The organism is Haloferax prahovense (assembly GCF_000723845.1).
GTDB lineage: Archaea > Halobacteriota > Halobacteria > Halobacteriales > Haloferacaceae > Haloferax > Haloferax prahovense.
This window is the reverse complement of the sequence record NZ_LK053000.1, coordinates 2,817,130-2,839,316: the sequence shown is the minus strand read 5'-3', so window position 1 is coordinate 2,839,316 and position 22,187 is coordinate 2,817,130. Positions and strand designations below refer to the sequence as shown.

The 22,187-nt window shown below is 68.4% G+C and carries 21 protein-coding genes; 14 read left to right on the top strand and 7 right to left on the bottom strand.

Annotated features, from left to right (window positions below; translation table 11 throughout):
- Positions 1-46 precede the first annotated feature (46 nt).
- A complete protein-coding gene (gene ligA, locus BN984_RS14310) occupies positions 47-1,804 on the bottom strand; it encodes an ATP-dependent DNA ligase LigA (RefSeq protein ID WP_049968486.1) in 1,758 nt (585 codons plus the stop codon).
- Between the two features lie 118 nt (positions 1,805-1,922).
- Between ligA and BN984_RS14305 the strand changes: the two genes are divergently transcribed.
- Both BN984_RS14305 and BN984_RS14300 read left to right on the top strand, forming a co-directional pair.
- Positions 1,923-3,452 (top strand): hypothetical protein, encoded by a 1,530-nt coding sequence (locus BN984_RS14305; protein WP_049913442.1) that lies wholly within the window; start codon positions 1,923-1,925, stop codon positions 3,450-3,452.
- Between the two features lie 110 nt (positions 3,453-3,562).
- Positions 3,563-3,940 (top strand): hypothetical protein, encoded by a 378-nt coding sequence (locus BN984_RS14300; RefSeq protein WP_008093466.1) that lies wholly within the window; start codon positions 3,563-3,565, stop codon positions 3,938-3,940.
- Between the two features lie 71 nt (positions 3,941-4,011).
- Here BN984_RS14300 and psmB read toward each other — a convergent pair whose 3' ends face one another.
- Both psmB and BN984_RS19810 read right to left on the bottom strand, forming a co-directional pair.
- On the bottom strand, positions 4,012-4,743 hold the full coding sequence (psmB, locus tag BN984_RS14295) for a proteasome endopeptidase complex subunit beta (RefSeq protein WP_008093465.1): 732 nt from the start codon (positions 4,741-4,743) through the stop codon (positions 4,012-4,014).
- Between the two features lie 149 nt (positions 4,744-4,892).
- Positions 4,893-5,066, bottom strand: a complete 174-nt coding sequence (locus BN984_RS19810) for a hypothetical protein (RefSeq protein ID WP_004041439.1) — start codon at positions 5,064-5,066, stop codon at positions 4,893-4,895.
- A gap of 340 nt (positions 5,067-5,406) precedes the next feature.
- Here BN984_RS19810 and BN984_RS14290 point away from each other — a divergent pair, with 340 nt between their 5' ends.
- Positions 5,407-5,766, top strand: coding sequence for a DUF555 domain-containing protein (locus BN984_RS14290; RefSeq protein WP_004970698.1), 360 nt, complete (start codon positions 5,407-5,409; stop codon positions 5,764-5,766).
- Positions 5,767-5,931: 165 nt separating this feature from the next.
- Positions 5,932-6,471, top strand: coding sequence for a CBS domain-containing protein (locus BN984_RS14285; RefSeq protein ID WP_004976886.1), 540 nt, complete (start codon positions 5,932-5,934; stop codon positions 6,469-6,471).
- A gap of 90 nt (positions 6,472-6,561) precedes the next feature.
- On the opposite strand, the gene BN984_RS14280 is transcribed toward BN984_RS14285, so the two are convergent.
- Complete coding sequence (locus BN984_RS14280) at positions 6,562-7,866, bottom strand: cytochrome P450 (RefSeq protein WP_081909209.1); 1,305 nt, start codon at positions 7,864-7,866, stop codon at positions 6,562-6,564.
- A gap of 72 nt (positions 7,867-7,938) precedes the next feature.
- The gene (gene purM, locus BN984_RS14275) at positions 7,939-8,913 is read right to left on the bottom strand and encodes a phosphoribosylformylglycinamidine cyclo-ligase (protein ID WP_008093458.1); all 975 of its coding nucleotides are present in this window, start codon (positions 8,911-8,913) and stop codon (positions 7,939-7,941) included.
- A 402-nt stretch (positions 8,914-9,315) separates the two neighbouring features.
- Here purM and BN984_RS14270 point away from each other — a divergent pair, with 402 nt between their 5' ends.
- Positions 9,316-9,552, top strand: coding sequence for a hypothetical protein (locus tag BN984_RS14270; protein WP_049968485.1), 237 nt, complete (start codon positions 9,316-9,318; stop codon positions 9,550-9,552).
- A gap of 456 nt (positions 9,553-10,008) precedes the next feature.
- Here BN984_RS14270 and BN984_RS14265 read toward each other — a convergent pair whose 3' ends face one another.
- Complete coding sequence (locus BN984_RS14265) at positions 10,009-10,632, bottom strand: zinc metalloprotease (protein ID WP_008093455.1); 624 nt, start codon at positions 10,630-10,632, stop codon at positions 10,009-10,011.
- Positions 10,629-12,308 (bottom strand): TraB/GumN family protein, encoded by a 1,680-nt coding sequence (locus BN984_RS14260; RefSeq protein ID WP_008093452.1) that lies wholly within the window; start codon positions 12,306-12,308, stop codon positions 10,629-10,631. Before BN984_RS14260 ends, BN984_RS14265 begins: the two co-directional genes overlap by 4 nt.
- Before the next feature lie 53 nt (positions 12,309-12,361).
- On the opposite strand from BN984_RS14260, the gene BN984_RS14255 reads away from it, so the two are divergent.
- The 9 genes from BN984_RS14255 to ileS all read left to right on the top strand — a co-directional run bounded on the left by BN984_RS14255 (position 12,362) and on the right by ileS (position 22,151).
- The gene (locus tag BN984_RS14255; RefSeq protein ID WP_008093450.1) at positions 12,362-13,690 is read left to right on the top strand and encodes a glycerate kinase type-2 family protein; all 1,329 of its coding nucleotides are present in this window, start codon (positions 12,362-12,364) and stop codon (positions 13,688-13,690) included.
- Positions 13,691-13,753: 63 nt separating this feature from the next.
- Positions 13,754-14,374 carry an ArsR/SmtB family transcription factor gene (locus tag BN984_RS14250; RefSeq protein ID WP_008093448.1) on the top strand — a complete coding sequence of 207 codons (621 nt, stop codon included), beginning with the start codon at positions 13,754-13,756 and terminating at the stop codon, positions 14,372-14,374.
- Positions 14,375-14,455: 81 nt separating this feature from the next.
- Positions 14,456-14,899: a bifunctional nuclease family protein gene (locus BN984_RS14245; protein ID WP_008093446.1), complete on the top strand. Its 444-nt coding sequence runs from the start codon at positions 14,456-14,458 to the stop codon at positions 14,897-14,899.
- Between the two features lie 60 nt (positions 14,900-14,959).
- Positions 14,960-15,445, top strand: coding sequence for an acyl-CoA thioesterase (locus tag BN984_RS14240; protein ID WP_004976908.1), 486 nt, complete (start codon positions 14,960-14,962; stop codon positions 15,443-15,445).
- Between the two features lie 48 nt (positions 15,446-15,493).
- On the top strand, positions 15,494-15,946 hold the full coding sequence (locus BN984_RS14235) for a hypothetical protein (protein ID WP_008093444.1): 453 nt from the start codon (positions 15,494-15,496) through the stop codon (positions 15,944-15,946).
- A gap of 188 nt (positions 15,947-16,134) precedes the next feature.
- On the top strand, positions 16,135-17,538 hold the full coding sequence (locus BN984_RS14230) for a DUF4397 domain-containing protein (RefSeq protein ID WP_049968484.1): 1,404 nt from the start codon (positions 16,135-16,137) through the stop codon (positions 17,536-17,538).
- 130 nt (positions 17,539-17,668) lie between these two features.
- Entirely contained in the window at positions 17,669-17,974 is a 306-nt protein-coding gene (locus tag BN984_RS14225) for a hypothetical protein (protein ID WP_008093441.1), read from the top strand.
- A gap of 26 nt (positions 17,975-18,000) precedes the next feature.
- Positions 18,001-18,603, top strand: a complete 603-nt coding sequence (locus BN984_RS14220) for a hypothetical protein (protein WP_049968483.1) — start codon at positions 18,001-18,003, stop codon at positions 18,601-18,603.
- A 416-nt stretch (positions 18,604-19,019) separates the two neighbouring features.
- The gene (ileS, locus tag BN984_RS14215; protein WP_049968482.1) at positions 19,020-22,151 is read left to right on the top strand and encodes an isoleucine--tRNA ligase; all 3,132 of its coding nucleotides are present in this window, start codon (positions 19,020-19,022) and stop codon (positions 22,149-22,151) included.
- Positions 22,152-22,187 lie beyond the last annotated feature (36 nt).

The following is a 22,187-nucleotide window of genomic DNA, read 5'->3' as shown; positions in this document are numbered from 1 at the left end:
ATAGTATATCTCTTTGGGCGCGACCCGCGACGGACGCGTGCCTCGCTTACTGCGACTCGGCCAGTCGCTCGACGCGCTCCAGCGAGTCGGCCGTCTCGGCGGTCTTGTCCTCGCGGACGGTGACAAACCGCGGGAACCGGAGCGCGTAGCCCGAGGAGTACGTCGGCGACGCCTGAATCTCCTCGTAGCCGACCTCGAAGACGACCGACGGGCGGATGTCGACCTCCTTGCCGGACTCCCGTTCGATTTCGGGTTCGAGGAGGTCGGTCAACTCGGCCAACTCCTCGTCCGTGATACCCGTGGCGACCTTGCCGATGGTCTCGAAGGCGTCGTCGCCGGACTCGGCTTCGACGCGGGCCGAAAGCAGGAACGTCCCGAGGAACTCCGCGCGTCGGCCCTCGCCCCACTCCGCGCCGGTGACGACGAGGTCCAGCGTCTCCACGTCGGGCTTGCGTTTCAGCCAGTTCTTCCCGCGGTCGCCCGGCGAGTACGGCGCGTCGGGGTTCTTCAGCATGATTCCCTCGTGGCCGGCGTCGAGGGCGTCGGCCTCGGAGGCGGCGATTTCGTCGGCGTCGTCGGTCAGGAGGAGGTCGGAGACGGCCGCCGAGTCGTCGCCGAGGACCGCGGCCAGTCGGTCGTGTCGGTCGGACAGCGGGTCGGTCAGGAGGTCGTCGCCGCCGGCGTGCAGGCAGTCGAACGCCCGGAGTTCGACCCGGACCTCCTCGCGCATCCGGCCCACGTCGTGCTTGCGGCGGAAGCGCCGGAGAATCTCCTGAAACGGGAGGGGTTCGCCGTCGTCGTCCATCGCCACGACCTCGCCGTCGAGGATGGCGGGCTCGTCGACCGCGTCCGCGACGAACTCGACCACCTCGGGGAGCGCGCCGGTCACGTCCTCCATGTTGCGCGAAAACAGCGAGACCTCGCCGTCGGCGTCGCGGTGGACCTGTACGCGCGCACCGTCGAACTTGGTTTCGACCGCGGCGGCGTCCCACTCGTCGAGCGCGTCGGCGGCGGTGCCGGCCTGCGCCAGCATCGCCTGTACGGGGCGCCCGACCTCGAGGCGGACGCCGTCGAGGCCGGCCTCGCCCTCGTCGCGGGCGAGTTCGGCGACCATGCCGTAGTCGTTCGACACCTGCAGGGCGCGGGCGACGGCGGCGACGGCCTCGTTCCGGCGGTCGCGGGCGACGGCTTCGGTCTCCGCGTCGGCGTCGTCGTCGCGGATGGCGGCGGCGTCCGCGGGGTCGACCAAGAACGCCTCCGCGACGGCGTCGCGGACGGCCCCCTCGCCGACGCCGATGCGCATCTCCGAGAGGACGAGCCGTGCGAGGATGCGCGCCTCGTCGGGGTCGGTCCGATTGAACAGGCCGTAGAGCGTCTTGAGCTTCGTCTCCTCGCTCCCCGAACCGGAGGCGGCCGCGAGCGCCCGGAGTTCCGAATCGACTTCGGCGACCGTCAGCCCCGCTCGGCCGCCCGAACCGAAGGCGGCGAGGCCGCGCTGGCCGCCGAAGTCGTAGCTCGCGGCGACCGCGCCGATTTCGCCGCGGTCGGCGAGGCGGTCTTCCACGTCGTCGGCCGAGACGTTCGGGCCGGCCGCGCGGGCGATGGCCTCGTGGCAGAGCCGCGGGCCGATGTCGAGCGTGGTCGAGTCCCACGCCGGAAAGACGCGACCTTGGACGAACCGGGCGACCGTCGGGAGGTCGCCGCCGGCGTCCGAAAAGAGGTCGGAGAGGAGCGAGACGACCGCGAGGTCCGCTGGCTCGGCTTCTATCTCGGCGGCGCGGGCGGCGAACTCGGCGAACTGCATCGTCCGTGGGTATCGCCGCGCGGGGCAAAAGCGTCTCGACAGTCGTCGGGGATGTGATTCGCTGCCGAACGACCGCGGTGCCGGGAAGTTGAAGGCGTTCGACGCCGGAACGCCGGGTATGAGCGACGACCTCGCAGAGCGCGTCGAAGACGTGCTCGCGGTCGACGCGGCCGAGTTCGAAGCGCAAGCGAAAGCCGACGCCGAGGTACTCAAGCGCGAACTGCGCGAGGGGACCTTCGACAACCACCAGTCCATCGTCGGCTTGGAGTACGAGTTCTACGCCGTCTCCGACGGTCGCTGGTCCGCGAGCGAAGACGACGTGCACGCGCTCATGCGGGTCCCGCGCCGGCTGCTCGGCCTCATGGGCTTCGAGAAGGAACTCGGGCTCCACAACGCCGAGATGACCACGAGCCCCCAGCCGCTGAATCCACACGGGCTCCGCGCGCAGGAGTCCGAGGTCCGCGCCCGACTCGACGCCGCGCTCGACTGCGCTGCCGCCGAGGGGATGCGCCTCGTCTCCGACGGGATGTGGAGCATCCCGCCGGCCGGCGAGAGCGCCCGCGAGTACCTGACAGACTCCGTCACCGACGGTGGCGTCCGCCTCGCGACGAACATGAGCAACTCCGTGCGGTACCACGCGATGGCCAACGGGCCGACCGCCCCGGAGTCGTTCACGCTCGACGCGCCGCACGTCTCGCTCGAAGCGGACACCGTGATGCCCGAGGCGCTCATCACGTCCATCCAGCCGCACTATCAGGTCCCGCACGCGGCCGACCTGCCGTACCACTTCAACTACGCGCTGCGGGTCGCCGGGCCGCTTCTCGCGCTCGGCGTCAACTCGCCGTTTTTCCCAGCCGACCTCTACGACGATGGCGTGACGGCCGACGAGATTCTCGCCGACGGCTGGGACGAAAACCGCATCGCGGTGTTCGAGTCGGTGCTCAACTCCGGCGACCACGAGAAGGTCGCCTTCCCCGGCGACCTCGATACCGTCGAAGACGCCGTCGACCGCGTCGTCGAGGACTCCACGATGGTTCCCATGTCGGTCGAACGCGGCGACCGCTTCGACGACGACTTCGCCACGCTCCGCCGGAAACACGGCACCTACTGGCGGTGGGTCCGCCCGGTGTTCGACGGCGCGTCCCGCTCGTCGGCCAACGCCCGCATCGAGTTCCGCCCCATCGCGGGCCAGCCCACCGTCCGCGACTCCGTGGCGTTCCAGGCCGCCTTCGCGGGACTCATGGAGCGACTCCCCCGACTGGACCACCCCGTCATCGACCTCGACTGGGAGACCGCGGAGGAGAACTTCTACACCGCGATGCGTGAGGGACCGCACGGCGACCTGCGCTGGATAGACGTCGACGGCGACGACGTGGTCGGCGCTGACCTCTACGAGGACCTGCTCGTCCACGCCCGCGACGGGCTTCGGCTCGCGGGCTGTTCCGAGGAGGAGGCCAACTACTACCTCGAACCCCTTCGCAAGCGCGTCGAGACGGGCGTCACGCCGGCCGACTGGAAGCGCGCCCGCGTCCGCGACGCCCTCGGCGACGCCGACGACTTCGAGACGGCGCTCCGCGAGATGCAACGCGAGTACGTCGAGCGCCAGTCCGACTCGCTGCTCGAAGGCGCGTTCGCCGACTGGTTCTGAGCCGGCGGGTGCAGTCGGCTCCGCGACAGCCTCGACGACGGCGGGTCGGCCTCGGCTTCACACATTCTTGTCTGAGAAATAACTATTATCGCGCCGCTCGAACGTCGTGTATGGTCTCCCGCCGGACGAAAGCCGTCGCCGAATTCGGTCTCGCGCTTCTCACCGCGCTCTGGATGGTGTCGATGCGCCGTCTGCTCCGCTCCAGCGACGACGAGTCGTACGAGCCGACGCCGCTGTCGCCGGGTGGTATCGCCGTCGGCGGTGCGTGGGGAATCGGACAGGTGTGGGCGTACGACCGCGATAGCTGGAAGGTTCGGACGCGTCGGCGTCGTGGGCTAGTCGTCAGCCTCCTCGGTATCGCGGTCGAGCGTCGACTGCTCCCCCGAACCGAGTCGTTCCGGTACAGCCTCGGACTCGGGCGCGTTCTCGGCGTGCTCGGCTACCGGGCGTGGTACGGGCTCTTGCGGCCGCTTCCGGGCGACGAGTGAGTACGATGTACGCGCGAGTCCAGCCGGTAGCGACCCGTTAAAACGAAGAGAAACCGCCGACTGCGGGCGACTTATTCGAGGCCTTCGAAGTTCTGGTGGCGCTGGATGTCGACGCCGTCCTCGGTGACGACGGCGATGTTGATGCCGTTACCCGAGGCGAGGTCGCGCTCGACCGCCGAGCGGATGGCCTTCGTGGCGACCTGCTTCGCCTCCTCGATGCTGAGGCCGTCTTTGAACTCCTGTTCGAGCACACCGAGGGCGTACTGGCTGCCGGAGCCGGTGACGGTGTACTCCTCTTCGAGGATGGAGCCGGCGGGGTCGATGCTGTAGATGTGGGGGCCGGTCTCGTCGACGCCGCCGAGGATGGGCTGGACGACGTAGAACCCGCCCGAGCGGAGGAAGTTGCCGACGAGCGTCGACAGCGCCTGCATGCTCATGTCCTCGCCGCGGCGGGCCTCGTAGAGGCGGACCTCCGCGCGGAGGGAACTGATGAGCGACTGGGCGGCCGAGACGGAGCCGGCGATGGTCAGCGCGCCCGTCGGGTGAATCTCTTCGACCTTCTGGACGTCCTTCGAGGAGACCATGTAGCCCATGCTCGCGCGCATGTCGGTCGCGAGGACGACGCCCTCTTCGGTCTTGATACCGACGGTGGTCGTTCCGGTCTTCGTCTCTTTGTCTCCGAGCGAGTCGGCGCGACGCTCGGCGTGCGGGAACTCGCCGAGCTCGGGACCGAACACGTTCGAGCGGTCGCCGTTCAGCGAGTCGAGACGGCCGGAGAACTCGTCGTGAGTCGGGGTACGCATTGTCAGCGATTGCACTTCGGCGCTGATAAATGCAACCCTTCACCTCGCCGTTGCCGGTGCCAAAGCGTCAGACGCGCGTCGGCGGCGGCCGCGCGATGCGATCGCTCGCGGGAAGTACCGTCGGGAGGAGGGAGGGCGCGGGAGTCGACTTAGCGACCCGCGGCGCGTTCGTAGGCGGTTCCGGTCGTTTCCACGAGCCGGCGAATCGGGAGGGTCACACCCATCCGGCGAGCGGCGAGCGCGACGGGGAGCAGCGCGATGCCCATCGCGACCGATAGCTGGTAGGCGGCGAACAGGACGTACTTCGTTAGGCGGGGTATCATCACCGTGTCCTCAGTCGAGGGTCGGGAGGTGCCAGTATATAAACCTTCTCTCAGCCGGCCGCACGACACCCCGGCGCTGTCTATCGATTAAAGCACACTTGTCTCTACTCCAACTAGACCGACTATTCGGCGTGAGACGCGCGTGACCCGCGGAGCGCTTTTCCATAAGTTATAGCGATAATCCCCGTGGCATGCGCGGGTCGTGCGCGCTCCGGCCGAGGGACGGGAGTGTCGTGGATTCGAACGCGTCGCGGTCGGTTCGCGGCCCGGGTGTGTGAATCCCACGCGCCCCGGCGCTCGAACCACAAGACACGAAACCCCACCGGCGCGTAACGTGTGTATGAGCAACTATCTCGTCGCGATGGAGGCGGCCTGGTTGGTCCGGGACGTAGAAGACATCGACGACGCCATCGGCGTCGCGGTCAGCGAGGCCGGCAAGCGACTCAACCAGAAGGACAAGGAGTACGTCGAGGTCGAAGTCGGCGCGACGCCCTGTCCCGCCTGTGGCGAACCGTTCGACTCCGCGTTCATCGCGGCCAACACCGCCCTCGTCGGCCTGCTCCTCGAAATCAAGATTTTCAACGCGGACGGCGAGAAGCACGCCTCCCGAATCGCCAAAAGCGAGGTCGGCGGCGCGCTCCGCGATGTCCCCCTCGACGTCATCGACATCCGCGAGTTCGACTCCGACGAAGACCAGTAATCCCGCGCCGTCGCGCCCGGCCGCGTCGGGTCGTGCCAAACCGCACCGACCGGTGTACTTGGGGCGACCGCCCGACACGAGCGAGCGATTTTCGCGGCGCCTGCGAACCCATGCCCCGATGAGCGACCGGAACACTTTTTCATAACCACGGGTTATCACTCCGGCATGGAACTCCCCACGCCGCAGGACCTCAGGGAACGGCGGAACTCCCTGGAGTTGACGCAGAGCAAACTCGCCGACATGGCCGGGGTCTCCCAGCCGCTCATCGCCCGCATCGAAGGCGGCGACGTCGACCCGCGTCTCTCGACGCTCCGGCGAATCGTCGAGGCGCTGGACGAGGCCGAGGGTCGCATCGTGCGCGCGGAAGACATCATGAACACGACCGTCCGGAGCGTCGCCCCCGACAACTCAGTCCGCGAGGCGCGCGACATCATGCTCGACGCCGGGTTCTCCCAACTGCCAGTCATCGAGAACGGCCGCCCGCTCGGCATCATCTCGAACGCCGACATCCGCCACGTCCAGGAGGACGACGTGACCGACCGCCCGGTCAACGAGGTCATGTCCGAGGGCGTCACGACCGTCGAACCCGAGACGACGCTGGACGAAATCGGCGTCTACCTCGACCACAACTCGGCCATCATCGTCGTCGAGGGCGGCGAGACGGTCGGCATCATCACCGAAGCTGACATCGCTGCCCACATCTGAGGTCGAGTCCGGCGACCGGCGAGACGCCGGAGGCGGTCCGCCGTCCGAAACGCCGAAACGCCGAAACGCCGACACTCCCACGCGACGGACTCAGCGCCGGCGGACGACGAGCGGCGTTTCGCCCTTCGGTTGGGTCGTCATCTCGGGCGCGATTTCTAACTCTCCGTCGCCGCCCCAGCCGAGGTCGAAGTCGCGGAGGACGGTCGCGAGTACGATTTTCGCCTCCGTGAGCGCGAACGCCCGCCCGAGACAGCTCCGCGGCCCGGCCCCGAAGGGGAGATAGGCGTAGGCGGGACGGTCGGTCTCTCCGTCCCAGCGCTCGGGCCGGAACGCGAGCGGGTCGTCGTACCACCGCTCGTCGCGGTGGATGCGGATGACAGAGAGGTGGATGTCCGCGCCCGCCGGAATGACTCGGTCGCCGGTCGGAAACGGCTTCGCCGTCTCCCGCGGGAGCGTGTGAACCGGCGGGTAGAGCCTGAGTGTCTCTTTGATGACGCGTTCGAGCACCGGGAGTTCCCCGGTCGCCTCGGCGGACACGGGGCCATCGCCGACGACGCGGTCGACCTCGTCGGTGGCGCGCTCGCGGACATCGGGGTGCGTCGCGAGCAGGTACAGCGCGTAGGTGAGCGCGAGCGCCGTCGTCTCGTGGCCGGCGAAAATCATGCCCACGAGCTGGTTCTCCAGTGACTCGACGGCCGCCGGGTAGTCGGCGTCGGTCCCGAGCGCGTCGGCGAGTCGGCGCGTGAGACTCTCTTCGTCGGCGGTCTCGACCAGTTTTCTGACCTCCTCGCGGAGGACTCGGTCGGCCCGGTCGAACCGACGCCTGCTCGGCGTCGGCACCCACGAGGGCAACACCCACGACGCGGGCGCGAAGCGGCCGTTGAGGCCGTCGGCGGCCGAGCGAACTCGGTCGTCGCCGTCGAGGTCGAGTTCCCGCCCGAGGATGGTGGCGAAGATGATGTCCAGGGTGACGGACTTCATCTCGGCTTCGAGCGACAGCGTCCCCGAGTCGGGCCACGTCCGCAGGCGGCGCTCGACCTGTCGGCGCATCACGGACGCGTACTCGTCGACCCGCTCCCAGCCGAAGAAGGGCTCTAGCTCGTCGCGCTGTCGCCGCCACTCGTCCCCCTCGGCGGCGATGACGGCGTCGCCGAAGGCGGCCTCGAACTCGCCGCCCTTGACGATAGTATCGCGGTCGGTCACGAACGCCCGCTCGAAGTGGTCGGGGTGAGCGAGGACGTACAGGTCGCCCATACCCACCACGTCGAGTCCGACCGCGTCCTCGACGCCGTGGTCCGCGAGGAGGTCGGCGACGAAGCCGAACGGGTCGGCCGCGAAGCCGACGGTGTGGCCCACGAGCGGGAGGCCGTTCGGTGTCGGTGGCGGTGAAGTCACACCTCCACTATGGCGAACGTCGATAAAATAGTGCTTCTAATCGAACAGTTCGATTCGACAAGCTGTCCGCGTTCAGAGGTCGAGGCCGCGAATCGAGACGCCGTCGCCCGATTCGACGCGGCCGATGATGCGGCCGTCGGTCGCCTCGACCAACGCCTCGGCGTTCGCCTCGGGGACGGCCGCGACGAAGCCGGTGCCCATGTTGAACGTCGTGTGCATCTCCTCGTCGGAGACGCCGCCGCGCTCCTGGACGAACTCGAACACCGGCTGGGGCTCGAAGGCGTCGTCGACGACGTAGCGGAACTCGCCCATGCGTTCGAGGTTGGTCCAGCCGCCGCCGGTGACGTGGGCCGCGGCGTTGGTCTCGGCGGCGCGCAGGTCGTCCAACAGGTAGGTGTAGAGCCGCGTCGGTTCGAGGAGCGCCTCGCCGACGGTGTCGTAGTCGTCGCCGTCCCACGCGTCGTCGTAGTCGCCGTCGGCCGTGGCGGCCTTGCGGGCGAGCGTGAGGCCGTTCGAGTGGATGCCGGACGACGGGAAGCCGACGAGCGCGTCGCCTTCCTCGGCCTCGCCGGGGAAGATAGCGTCCTTCTTCGCCAGTCCGGCGCAGGTGCCCGCGAGGTCGAGGCCGTTGATGACCTCGGGCATGACCGCCGTCTCGCCGCCGACGAGTTCGATGTCCGCCTCCTCGGCACCCGCGGCGAGGCCCTGTCCGACCTGCTCGGCGAACGTCTCGTCGGGCGCGTCGACCGCGAGGTAGTCCACGAACGCGACGGGCCGGACGCCGGCCGCGACGAGGTCGTTGGCGTTCATGGCGATGCAGTCGATGCCGACCGTCGAGTAGTCGCCGAGCGCCTCGGCGACGAGCAGTTTGGTGCCGACGCCGTCGGTGGCGAGTCCGAGGTAGCGGTCGCCGATGTCGAGCAGGCCGGCGTAGTCGCCCGACCCGCCGCCGACCTGCGCGACGAGCGCCGCGGTCGCGGCCTCGCTCGCCTCGATGTCGACGCCCGCATCGGCGTAGGTCATCCCTTCGGAGTCGTCGTTCGTCATGTTCGTGTACGAGATAGGCCGAAATATAAAATCACAGGGTACGAATCATACACGTTCTCGCATAGGTGAGTGTTCGCCGCCGCTCGGTCGTTGTCGTGTCGTCGTCGCCCTTCCGGTTACGCGCGTCCTGCCGGTCGCGCGCGCGCTCCGACGACCCCGCTACGAGCCTCCTAATCGACGGTTCTCCGAGCCGATTGTGTTGAATAATCTATAGCTTTTGCAATATTTGCGAAAAAGCTCTAGAGAGCATTATAAAATTTCTCGTCGGCTTTAACACCTTCATAAAACGTTACGAAAGAAGAATGTTCGCCCTAAGCCGGGTCTGAACAGTCGAAAAAGAAGCGAATTCACGGTAACGCTCGGCCCCTTATATGATGGTCCCCGTCGTATGCAGGAGTGACGATGTCCGGAATCCCCTCCACGAACGACTCGCTCGCCCTCGACTTCGCATCGACCATCGGCCGCCTCGCGTACGCCCCCCTCGAAACCGTCGCGTTTTGGTCGGCAGTCGCGCTGCCCCTCGCGTACCTGCCCGTCCTCAGCGGCGGTCTCTCAACCGGCGAACTCCCCCTCTTCGCCGGGCTCATCGCCGTCCACGCCGTCGCGCTCGTTCTCGGGCGCGACCACGGCCAGCAGTAACGCGGTCCCCGACGCGTACGACCAACCCGGATTCGTCTCGGTTCCCCGCCGACGCTTTCCCCTCCCACGGCGCGCGTCTGCCCCTGCCCGACCGCGAACCGCCCGCAAACCAGCCCACCTGACACCCACTCCAACCCGAACACCAACCGCAGCTAACCCCCGNACCCACACCCGACACAGCCCAACCCAACCTCGCGTCCCGAACTGCACTCCACAGCCGCAACCTGCCCCGAATCCCGACCTCGGCGGCCCGACCGGTCCCTGCCGCACTCGTGCGGTCCCCTTCTCCCTCCATTCGTCCCTGTCGCGCCCCGAGTACCGTCTGTGCGTCCCGAGCCCTCCGAGTGCTCTCCGCTCTCCGTCCCGCGTCTCGACTCTAGCGTCGCTCGCGACTTCGAGACCGAGACGTGCCAGAAATAGAGCGATTGGAGTCGTCCGAAACCCCCGTCGGTCGGGTCAGAACCCGACGAACAGGAACAGACCGACCGTGAGGAGAACCGACAGGACGAGGACGCCGGCGAACGCCGGCGTGCTCCACGCCTTGACCGTCTTGCCGTCCAAGGAGCCGAACGGGAGCATGTTGAACGCCGCGAGGAAGGCGTTGATGATGAGTCCGCGAGAGCCGACGAGTTGGACCACGTCAGAGCCGACGAGGACGCCGACGACGAACACCGGCGCGAAGGCGACGAGGAGCAGCAGGTTCGTCACCGGGCCCGCGAGGGCGATGAGGCCGTGTTCTCGCTCCGTGAGCACGCCGCGGTGGTAGACCGCGCCGGGCGCGGCGAAAATGAACCCGACGAGCGCGCTCATGATGGCGACTGCGAGCATGCCGTAGTCGGCGCGGAACTCGGCGACCTGATTGAACCTGACGGCGACGACCTTGTGTGCGACCTCGTGGAGGAGAAAGCCCACGCCGGCCGTCAGCAGGCTCACGACGAGCGCGAGGCCGAACGACCCGCTCGTCAGCAGTTGGATGGTTCGGTTGCCGCCGCCGGCGAAGAAGATGGCGAAGGCGAGGCCGAGTGCGACCCACGCGACGAGCAGGTCGCGGAGTTCGCGCGAGGAAAAGGAGACGTTCACGTCAGAGACCTCCAGATGAGGTCGGCGCTGTTGCGCGCGCCCTCGAACATCAGGTTCGCCACGCCCGCGACGCCGCCGAGGTCCGAGGCGATGACGGGGATGACGTAGGTGACGAAGAGGAAGCTCGCGATGATGCTCCCGATGTTCGTCATGGCGACGACCATGATGAGCTTGAACAGCGGCACGTCGAACATCTGACCGACGAGGTCGACGATGGGCGTCTCCTCGTCGGAGAGCAGTTCGTTCAGTTTGCCGATGTCGCCGACGTTGACCGGCGTGTGTCGGAGTTCGACGTAGCCGGTGAACCAGCCGGGCGCGAGAAGCGGGTTGATGGAGGTCATCCACGCGACGAGGCCGCCGACGAGGGCGGAGGTCCACCGCGCGCCGGCGACCTTGGCGAGCGCGGCGGCGAACACGCCGTTGATGAGGAACCACGCGCCGAAGATGGTCAGAAGCCGTTCGTTGCCGACGCCGGCCATCGCGAGGAGGACGAAGAAGGCGATGAACACGGCGGTGACGCCGAAGCCGAGCAGTTTCCCCCACGGGAAGCCGTCCTTCTCCGCGACGCCGACGAGCGACTCCATCGGCGGGAGCGTCTCGGGGTGTGCGAGGTAGTTCTCGATGCCCTCGCGGTGGCCCGCGCCGACGATGGCGACGACGTGCCGACCGGACTGCCGGAGCGCGACGAGCTGGTGGGCGATGTAGGCGTCGCGCTCGTCGATGAGCGCCTCAGCGCCGCCGGGGCTGAACCGGCGGAACTCCTCCATCATGGCCGAGACCACGTCGCCGTCGGTCAGTTCGGCCATGTCGAACTCCTCGTAGTCGGCGTCGCTCTCGGCGGGCGCGAACAGGCCGAAGGCGTTCAGGACCGCGCCGGCGGTGACGCCCACGACGACGCCCGCGAGGACGCCGATGACGAGGCTCCCGACGATGGCGGTGCCGAGGCTCCCGAGGATTCCGGAGACGAGGCCGGTGCCGAGCCCGAGACCGAAGCCGACGACGATACCGATTGCCGCGCCGCCGCCGAGGCCCGCGAGAACCGCGTCGTCGCCGTCGAGAGAGAACGAGGCGACGGTGTAGAGCAGGTACGCGGACGCGGCCCCGAGGACCGCGGCGGTGGCGGTGCGCGTCAACAGGAGGTCGGTGACGCCGACCGCGCCCCCGAACAGGCCGACGAGCGGCCCGAGGAAGACGCCGACGGCGATGCCCAACACCGCGCCGACCCCGCGGGCGTCGGCGACGCCGAACAGGAGGTCGCCGGCCATGCGCATCTTTTCGAGCGTGCCCATCCGCCGCCAGAAGCGCTGGATGGTTACTTGGATGTCGCGGTCGACGAGCGCCACGTCGAGGCCCTCGTCTTCGGCGGTCTCGACCGCCGCGAGCATGTCCGCGCCGGGCTTCACGTCGAACTTGTCTCCCATCCGCGACTGAACGTACGAGAGCATCCAGTAGGCGATAAACTGGAAGACGGTGTTGCCGCGAAGCAGGTCGCGCGCTTCGATGTCGTCGGGCGTTCCGCCCTTCATCTGCCGGTAGCGACCCTCGTCGAGTTCGACCGCGACGACGTCGGGACGCTCTTCCCTGACGGTCTCTTCGACCTCTCTGACGCTGTCGGCCGAGACGTGGGCCGTGCCGACGACGCGGACGTGACCCTCGCCGGGCGACGAATCGTTCATCGCCGGGTTTACCGCCCCACGGTTTTTATCCGTGTCGGCATCTCCCACGAACTATGCAGGATTTCGACGCGCGAACCCCGACGCCCGCCCACGAGACGGCCATCGACTGCCTGCAGGCCGGCGTCGAGGCCGTCCTACCCGACCGCGTCGTCCGCGAGTCGGTGTCGCTCGACGGCGACACCCTGACCGTCGCGGACGAGACCTACGACCTGACCGCCTACGACCGAATCCTCGTCGTCGGCGGGGGCAAAGCCGGCGACGGCGTCGCAGACGCCCTCGAAGCCGTCCTCGGCGACCGCATCGACGACGGCGTCGTCGTGACGCCCGACCCGACGCCGAGCCCCGACGGGCGTATCGAGCGACTCCCCGGCGACCACCCGGTCCCCTCCGCGCGCGGCGTCGAGAGCACCCGGCGGCTCGTGGACCTCATCTCCGACCTCGACGACCGCACGCTCGTCCTCGCCGCCATCACCGGCGGTGCGAGCGCGGTTCTCCCGTCACCCGCCGAGGGCATCTCGCTCGCCGAGTTGCAGGAGACGACCGACAGCCTGCTCGAAAGCGGCGCGGAGATTCACGACCTCAACGCGGTCAGAAAGCACGTTTCGACGCTGAAGGGCGGCGGTCTCGCACGCCTCGCCGCGCCCGCGACGGTCGTCGGCCTCGTCCTCTCGGACGTGGTCGGAAACGACCTCGGCGTCATCGCCTCCGGCCCGACCGCACCCGACGAGACGACCTACGACGACGCCCTCGACGTGCTGGACCGCTTCGACCTCGACGTGCCGAAATCGGTCCGCACGCGCCTCGCTCGCGGCTCTGCCGGCGACATTCCGGAGACACCGAAGCCCGGCGACTCGGTGTTCGACCGGGTGACGAACCACGTTCTCGCGGACACGTTCACCGCGCTCGACGCCGCCCGCGAGGTGGCTGCGGACCGCGGCTACGACCCGCTCGTCCTCTCGTCTCGCGTGCGCGGCGAGGCGCGCGAGGCCGCGAAGACCCACGTCGCCGTCGCGGAGGAGTCGCTCGCGACCGGGAACCCGATTTCCGCGCCTGCCGTGGTCCTCTCGGGCGGCGAGTGCACCGTGACGGTCCGCGGCGACGGCGACGGCGGGCCGAACCTCGAATTCTGCCTCGCGGCCGCCGCCGAACTCCCCGAGGAGACCGTCCTCGCCAGCATCGACAGCGACGGGAAAGACGGCGGGACGGAGGTCGCGGGCGCGGTCGTGGACTCGTCGACCGTCGACGCCGGCGACGCCCACGACGCGCTGGCGAGAAACGACGCGCTCCCGGTGCTTCGGGAGGCCGGCGCGCTCGTCGAGTCCGGCGCGACGGGGACGAACGTCAACGACCTGCGCGTCGTCGTCGTCGGCGAGGGCGTCTGAGCGCCGACAGTTCCGCGGGCGACGGACAACAGGTTTGTATCCTCCGGCGGAGTACTCACCCCCATGGCCGGTTTGTTGCCCTCCACTCCCGACACCTCCGCCGCGGACGAATCCTCCCCGCGGGTCATCGGACTCGACGACGACGAGGCGTCGGACCTCCTCTCGGCGCTCTCGTCGGAGACGGCCCGCCGCGTGCTCGCCGCGCTCCACGAAACGCCGACGAACGCCGCGGACCTCGCAGAGCGCGTCGACACGTCGCTTCAGAACGTCCAGTACCACCTCCGAAAGCTCGACGACGCGGGCCTCGTCGAAGTGGTCGACACCGTCTACTCCGAGAAGGGCCGCGAGATGAAGGTGTACGCCCCCGCCGACAGGCCGCTGGTCGTCGTCGCCGCCGGCGAGGAGACGCGGACGGGACTGGCGTCCATGCTGACGAGCCTGCTCGGCGGCGTCGCCGTCTTGGGCCTGCTCTCGGCGTTCGTCCAGTGGGTCGCGTCGCGGGGCCTCGGCGTTCTCGGCGGGGCTGGTGGAGCGGCTGAGTCTGCCGACGCCGGGACGGTCTCGACGATGGCCGCGGAGGCCGCGCCCGCGGCGGCGCAGGGAATCCCGCCGGGGCTCGCCTTCTTCGCCGGCGGCCTCGCCATCCTGCTCGTCATCGCGGCCGTTCAGTTCGCCCGACGCTGAGCGCTCGCGGGGAGCGACGGCGACCGGGTCGGCGACTCGTTCTGGGGTAACTATTCGTACCCCGGCCAACTACAGGATAGCATGAAACACCGTGCCGTGGTCCGCGGTATCGGGGTCGGCGTCGGCGAAGACGGCTCGAACGTGCCGGCGGTGGTCCTCGAAGCGCGCGACGAGTTCCTGCCCATCGTCATCACGTCGGACCAGGCTCAGGCCATCCAGCTCGGGCTCTCCGGCGAGCAGTTCGAGCGCCCGCTGACCCACGACCTCCTGGTCGAGATGGTGACCGAGTTCGGCGGGGCCATCGACAGCATCCGTATCGACGACCTCTCGAACGGCACGTTCCTCGCCAAGGTCGACGCCGAGCGGTACCACGACGGCGAGGCGCGGACGTTCGTCTTCGACGCGCGCCCGAGCGACGCCATCGCGCTTGCCATCCGCGTGGACTGTCCGATTCTCATCTCCGACGAGGTGCTCGACGCCGCCGGGCAGTCGCCCGAGGCGTTCGACGCCGACTTCGACGAGTGAGTTGGGGCCGTCGCCGCCGCGCCCCACGATTTCAAGCCCCCTCGGCGTGACCCTGCTCGCATGAGCGAATCCACCGCGACGCTCGACGAGTCGCGCACCGAGATGACCGAACTCCTCCTGCCGAACGACACCAACAACCTCGGGCGAGCCCTCGGTGGGGCGGTCCTCCACTGGATGGACATCTGCGGGGCCATCGCAGCGATGCGCTTTTCGAACCGCCAGTGTGTCACCGCGTCGATGGACCACGTCGACTTCATCAGCCCCATCGACCTCGGCGAAGTCGCCGTGATGGAGGCGTACGTGTTCAACGTCGGCCGGACCAGCGTGGACGTGAAAGTCGACGTGCACGCCGAGAACCCGAAGACCGACGAACTCCGGAAGACGACCACCTCGTTCCTGACGTTCGTCGCGCTCGACGACGACGGGAAGCCGACGCCGGTCCCCCGACTCGTCTGCGAGACCGACGAGGAAGCGGAGCTCCGGGCCGAGGCGGTCGCCGCCCGCGCCGAACAGCTCGAATCCGTTATCGAGCGCATGGAGAACTGAGGAAACCAGCGCCGAACTCTTTTCCCGGACGGCGACCGACTGGCGACCATGCTCGACGTTCCCGTCCCGGACCCGCCGTCGCTCCCGACCGTGGACCCGAACCAGTACGAGGACGCACAGGTGGCCGCCGACGCCGACTTCAAGCGCGCCGAGTTGGAGGCGTTCCTCGAAGCCGGCGCGTGGGCCGACGCCTTCGAGGCGTGGGCCGCGGAGACGCCCGTCACCGAGGCGCAGTGGGAAATCGTCCTCGACCTCGACCTCCTCTCCCACTTCGACTTCTTCTGGGACGACTTCGCCGACCGCGTCGGCTACCACGCGCCGGGCATCCCCGAGGACTGGAAGGAGCGCGAACTCCACCCCGACCTGACCTCGTGGGGCGAGGTGTCGTCTATCAACGCCGGTCTCACCGAACTCGGACAGGACGTGTGCGACGTGCTCAAAGACGACTACATCGACTGGGAGTCCGAGTACGAAGCGCCCGACGACCTGCCCGACTTCTGAGGCGGGTCCCCCCTCCCTTCTTAGCTTCTGTGCCCACTCCGACGCCGGTTGGAGCTCGGTTCCGAACGTTCACAAAATAACGGCGTTATCTACTGACATTCTCGCAAAAAAGACATATTTCTGGAACCATTGTGGCCGAATTTGGGAAAACGGTGATATTCCAATCGACGCTCTCATCTCTCGTCGCTATGACGAACATGAAACGCCGCGACGTACTCCGTGGATTCGGTGGCGTCGCCATCGCGGGCGGGCTCGCAGGTTGTATGGGCGGCGGCGGGACCGACAACGAGACGGAGACGACCACGACGGCGACTCCGACTCCCACCCCGACACCGACGCCGGAACCCGAGATGGCGATGCTCCGCGTCGCTCACCTCTCTCCCGACGCGCCGAACGTCGACGTGTACGTCGACGGCTCGGTAGCCCTCTCTGACGTGCCGTTCGGCGCGGTCAGCGACTACCGCTCGGTTCCCGTCGGAACCCGGACGGTGAAAGTCACCGCCGCCGGCGACGAGTCCACGGTCGCTTTCGAGGGCGACCTCGACGTCGCCGAGGCGACCTACACCGTCGCCGCGGTCGGCGAACTCACGGCGGAGACGTTCGAACCGCTCGTCCTCGAAGACGACGTGTCGCTCCCGGACGACGACACGGCCCGGGTCCGCGTGGTCCACGCCTCGCCCGATGCCCCCGCGGTCGACGTGACCGCCGGCGACACGGTGCTCTTCGACGGCGTGTCGTTCACCCAGTCCGGCAGCGTCGAGGTGCCGGCCGACACCTACGCGCTCCAGGTCAGGGGCGACACGGAGTCGAACGACGGCGACGCAGTCGCCGAGTTCGACGTCGAACTCGCCGGCGGCACCGTCTACACGGTGTTCGCGGCGGGCTACCTGACGCCCGACGACGAGCCGACCGACGAGGCGTTCCGGCCCGTCGCGGTCGTCGACGCCGGGTCGGGCGGCGGCGGGCTCGTCCAGCGCGACGTGTCCCTCCGCGCCGCGCACCTCTCGCCGGACGCGCCGAACGTCGACGTGCTCGTCGACGGCTCGGTAGCCCTCTCGGACGTGCCGTTCGGCGCGGTCAGCGACTACCTCGCGCTGACCGCCGGGTCCCACCAGGTGACGATTCGCGCGACCGACGCGCCCGACACGGTCGTCTTCGACGAGACGCTCGACCTCGCGGCCGGTGCGTACACCGCCGCGGCGCTCGGCGAACTCGACTCGGCGGCCGAGAACGGCTTCGCCGTCTCCCTCCTCGAAGACGACCGCTCGGCCCCCGCCGACGACGCGGCCCGCGTCCGAGTGCTACACGCCTCGCCGGACGCGCCCGCGGTCGACGTGACCGTCGCGGGCTCTGGGGACGCTCTCGTCGACGGCACGGCCTTCGGCGACGCCGCGACCGTCGAGGTCCCTGCCGGGGACTACACGCTCCAGATTCGGGGCGATACGGAGTCGAACGACGGCGACGTGGTCGCCGAGTTCGACGTCACCGTCGAGGGCGGTCGCGCGTACACCGCCATCGCGCTCGGTTACCTGACGCCCGACGACGAGCCGGCGGACGCCGCGTTCGACCTCAGCGTCGTCGCGGACAACTGACCCGGAGCGAGCCGCCCACTCGCCCTGCCGCCGCCCCCGCTCCGATACCGCCTTCGAGCGAACCACCTCCCGAACGAATGACGCCGACGCGAACCCGACGACGTGAACCGCCTCGCGCCCAGCGGCGGCCATGAGCGTCTTGGTCGACGCCGCGCGGTTCGCGCTCGGCGCGAGCGCGGTGTTCCTCGTCGTCCTGCTCGGAATCTGGGGGCGGAACTACCTGCTGTTCCGGTCGAAACACGCGCTCGGTCTCGTCGTCTTCGGCGTCTTTCTGCTCGCGCAGAGCCTCTTCGCGCTGTACTATTACCTGGTCGACCCGACGCTGTCGGTCTGGTTCGCCACCGCCGTTCCCGCCGCGGCGTGGCGGGTGCTGATGGGCGTCCACGTCCTCCAGGCGGTGGCGCTGGCGGTCCTCCTGTGGATTACGTGGGATTAAACCGATAGCCGCCGTCAGCGTCGGACATGCACCGTCGAGCCCTCCTTTCGAGCGCGGCCGCGCTCTCGTTGGCAGGCCTCTCGGGCTGTCTCGCCGACGCCCGACGGACCGCCAGCGGTCGAATCCGCGCCGACACCGGCCACTCGAAACTCCACCCAGCAGACGAGCAGTACGTGGACGGGTCGTTCCCCGACGACGCCGACTTCCGCGGGTGGCTGTTCGCCGACCCGCCGGACGACCAGACGGACGTGTTCACCGACCGCGCGATGCAGGGGGAGTACTCGAACGACCTGCTGTGGGCCGAAGGCGACTCGTTCGCCCTCCTGTTCGAGGTTCGGATGTCCCGCGAGGACGCCGCGTTCTACAACGTCGCGCAGTCCCCGTCGTGGACCGGGTGGCGCGACGCCGAACTCCCGATTCGCCGGTCGCCGCCGTCCGACCTCGAACCGTTCGACGCGGACACGCTCGTCTGCACTCACCTCTCGAAGTTCGACGTGGCGAGAGGTGCCGCGCCGACGAACGCCACGCTCCGGGTGTTCGAGCGCGACGACGAATCCGGAACCACGCACGGGTCGGACTCTGAGTCGGTCGTCGCGACCCACCGCGTCGGTCGCTGGTCGGACCGATAGCGTCGATGCCGGCGTTGATGTCGATGTCGTCGCCGGAGTAAGCGTTATGACGCTTCCGAGACTTCGTTCGGATAGCATGCGACGACACCGGAGCCTCTCTCGCTCACCCGCGGTCGGCCAGTCCCGACCGTCGGTCGTCGCTCCGTCGCTCATTATTGCGGGGCAGTAGCCTCGCATATCCCTCATCCTCGACACCCGTCCGTATCGACCTCCGAGCGACTGCAGTCTCTTCCGGTGTGACACACCGGAACCCCCCATGGAGCGACACACGCACCACACCCGACAGGCGTATCGACAGCGACCAACAGACCGCCGACAGCGGAGGGTCTCCCGTGTCTGAGTCGGACCCGACGGAACGCCCGACCGACGCGGACCAGACCCGCCGTTTTGATATATATCCGCGAGAAGGACGGGGTATGGAAGACATCGCAGACCAGTACACGCCGTCGGACGTGGAGTCCGTCGTCGGCGAGTACTGGGACGAGAACGACGCGTACGAGGCGACGAAGGAGGCACACGCCGACGACCCGTCGTTCTTCTTCGTCGACGGCCCGCCGTACACGTCCGGCCAGATGCACCTCGGCACGGCGTGGAACAAGACGCTGAAGGACGCCGTCATCCGGCACAAGCGCATGACGGGGCATCAGGTCACGGACCGCCCCGGCTACGACATGCACGGCCTCCCCATCGAGGTCAAAGTCGAAGAGGAACTCGGCTTCACCTCGAAGCGCGACATCGAGGAGTTCGGCATGGAGCAGTTCATCCAGAAGTGCAAGGAGTTCGCCGTCCGCAACCGCGAGGCGATGGACGAGGACTTCCAGTCCATCGGCGCGTGGATGGACTGGGACAACCCCTATCAGACGCTGTCGCCCGAGTACATGGAGTCCGCGTGGTGGGCCTTCTCGAAGGTCGCCGAAAACGGACTGGTCGAACAGGGCAAGCGGAGCGTCAACTACTGCCCACGCTGTCAGACCGCCATCGCGGCCAACGAGGTCGAGTACGACGAAATCACCTCGCCGTCCATCTACGTCAAGTTCCCGCTGAAGGGCCGCGAGGGCAACCTCGTCATCTGGACGACGACGCCGTGGACCATCCCCGCGAACACGTTCGTCGCCGTCGACGGCGAGATGACGTACCAGGAGGTCCGCGCCGAGAAGGACGGCGAGAGCGAGGTGCTCTACCTCGCGGAACCCTGTGTCGAGGAGGTCCTGAAGAAGGGCCGCTACGAGGACTACGAGGTCCTCTCCGAGGTCACGGGCGAGGAGATGGTCGGCTGGGAGTACGACCACCCGCTCGACGGCGTCGTCGCCGAGTACGCCGACTTCGAGGGCGCGGGACAGGTGTACACCGCCGACTACGTCGAGGCCGACCGCACCGGACTCGTCCACTCCGCGCCCGGTCACGGGCAGGAGGACTTCGCCCGCGGGCAGGAACTCGGTTTGGACGTGTTCGTCCCCGTCGACGACAAAGGCGAGTTCACGGAGCAGGGCGGCGACTACGCGGGCACCTTCGTCCGCGACGCCAACCCCGAAGTCATCGAGGACCTCGACGAACTCGGCCACCTGCTCCACGCCGGCGAGCACGACCACCGCTACGGCCACTGTTGGCGCTGTGACACGGACATCATCTTCCTCGCCACCGACCAGTGGTTCATCACGGTCACGGACGTGAAAGAACAGCTTCTCGACAACATCGAGGAGTCCGAGTGGCACCCGCAGTGGGCCCGCGACAACCGCTTCCGCGACTTCGTGAGCGACGCGCCCGACTGGAACGTCTCCCGCCAGCGCTACTGGGGCATCCCGCTTCCCATCTGGGTCCCGCAGGACGCCGACGCCGAGGGCGCACAGGAGATGATTGTCGTCGGCACCCGCGAGGAACTCGCAGAGCGCGCCGACCAAGACGTCGACCCCGAGACGGTGGACCTCCACCGGCCCTCTGTCGACCCCATCACCATCACCGAAGACGGCGTGACCTACGAGCGCGTCCCCGACGTGTTCGACGTGTGGATAGACTCCTCCGTCGCCACGTGGGGCACGCTCGACTTCCCCGGCGAGACCGAGGCCTACGACGAGCTATGGCCCGCCGACCTCATCATCGAGGCGCACGACCAGACCCGCGGGTGGTTCTGGTCGCAACTCGGCATGGGCACCGCCGCGACCGGCGAATCGCCGTACAAGGAGGTCATCATGCACGGCTTCGCCAACGACAAGGACGGCCGCAAGATGTCGAAGTCCGTCGGCAACATCGTGACGCCCGAGGAGGCCATCGACCGCGCCGGCCGCGACCCGCTTCGCGCCTACCTCCTCAGCCACGACCAGCAGGGCGTGGACCTCTCGTTCGAGTGGGACGGCCTCGTCGACACCCAATCGACGCTCAACATCTTCTGGAACGTCTTCCGGTTCCCGCTTCCGTACATGGACCTCGACGGCTACGACCCCGCCGAGGCCGACCTCTCGGAGGGCGAACTCACCGTCGTCGACGAGTGGGTGCTCTCGCGGCTCCAGACCGTCGAAGCCGAGATGGCCGACGCGTGGGACGACTACGAGGTCTCCACCGCGCTCAACACGCTTCTGGACTTCATCACGCAGGACGTTTCGCGGTTCTACGTGAAGGCCATCCGCGAACGCATGTGGGACGAAGAGGACTCGGCGTCGAAGCTCGGTGCGTACGCCACGCTCTCGACGGTGCTCTCGGAGTCTCTCCGGCTCATCGCGCCCTACGCGCCCTACATGGCCGAACGGATGTACCAGCGGCTCGACGGCTCGGAGACGACCGTCCACATGCTGTCGTACCCCGAGGCCGACGAGGAACGCCGCGACGAGGACCTCGAAGCCAACATGGCCGTCCTCCGCGACGTGGAGGAGGCCGCGGCGCACGCCCGCCAGCTCGGCGGTCGCAAGCTCCGCTGGCCCGTCTCGCGCATCGTCGTCGAGTCCGAAGACGCCGAGGTCGCCGACGCGGTCGAAGCCCTCTCGGACCTCCTCGCGGAGCGCGTGAACACCCGCGACGTGCAGGTCGTCGAGGTCTTCGACGAACTCGTCGAGACGGCCGAACCGCAGATGAGCGTCATCGGGCCGGAGTTCGGCGCTGACGCCCAGGAAATCATGGAGGCCGTCGAGGGGCTCTCGCGCGCCGAGGTCGAGTCCGGCGTCGAGGTCGACGGCGAGACGTACGACCTCACAGACGAGATGGTCTCGTACCGCGCCGAACCCCCGGAACACGTCACCGGAGCCGACTTCGAGGGCGGCACGGTCTACGTCGACACCGAGCTCACCGACGACATCGAGTCCGAGGGCTACGCCCGCGACGTCATCCGCCGCATCCAGGAGATGCGCAAACAGCTCGACCTCGACGTCGAGGCCGAAATCGACGTGTCGCTCGCGGTCGACGACGACCGCGTCGCCGGCTTCGTCGAGGAGAACCGCGACCTCATCGCCGAGGAGGTCCGCGCCCGCGAGCTCGACCTCGGTGACGCCGAGGGCGAGACGGTCGAGACGTGGGACGTCGAGGACGTGACGGTGACCATCGCGGTCACGCAACTCGACTGAGGCGGCCCCGCGCGGTCTCCGGCCGCTGGCGGCGGT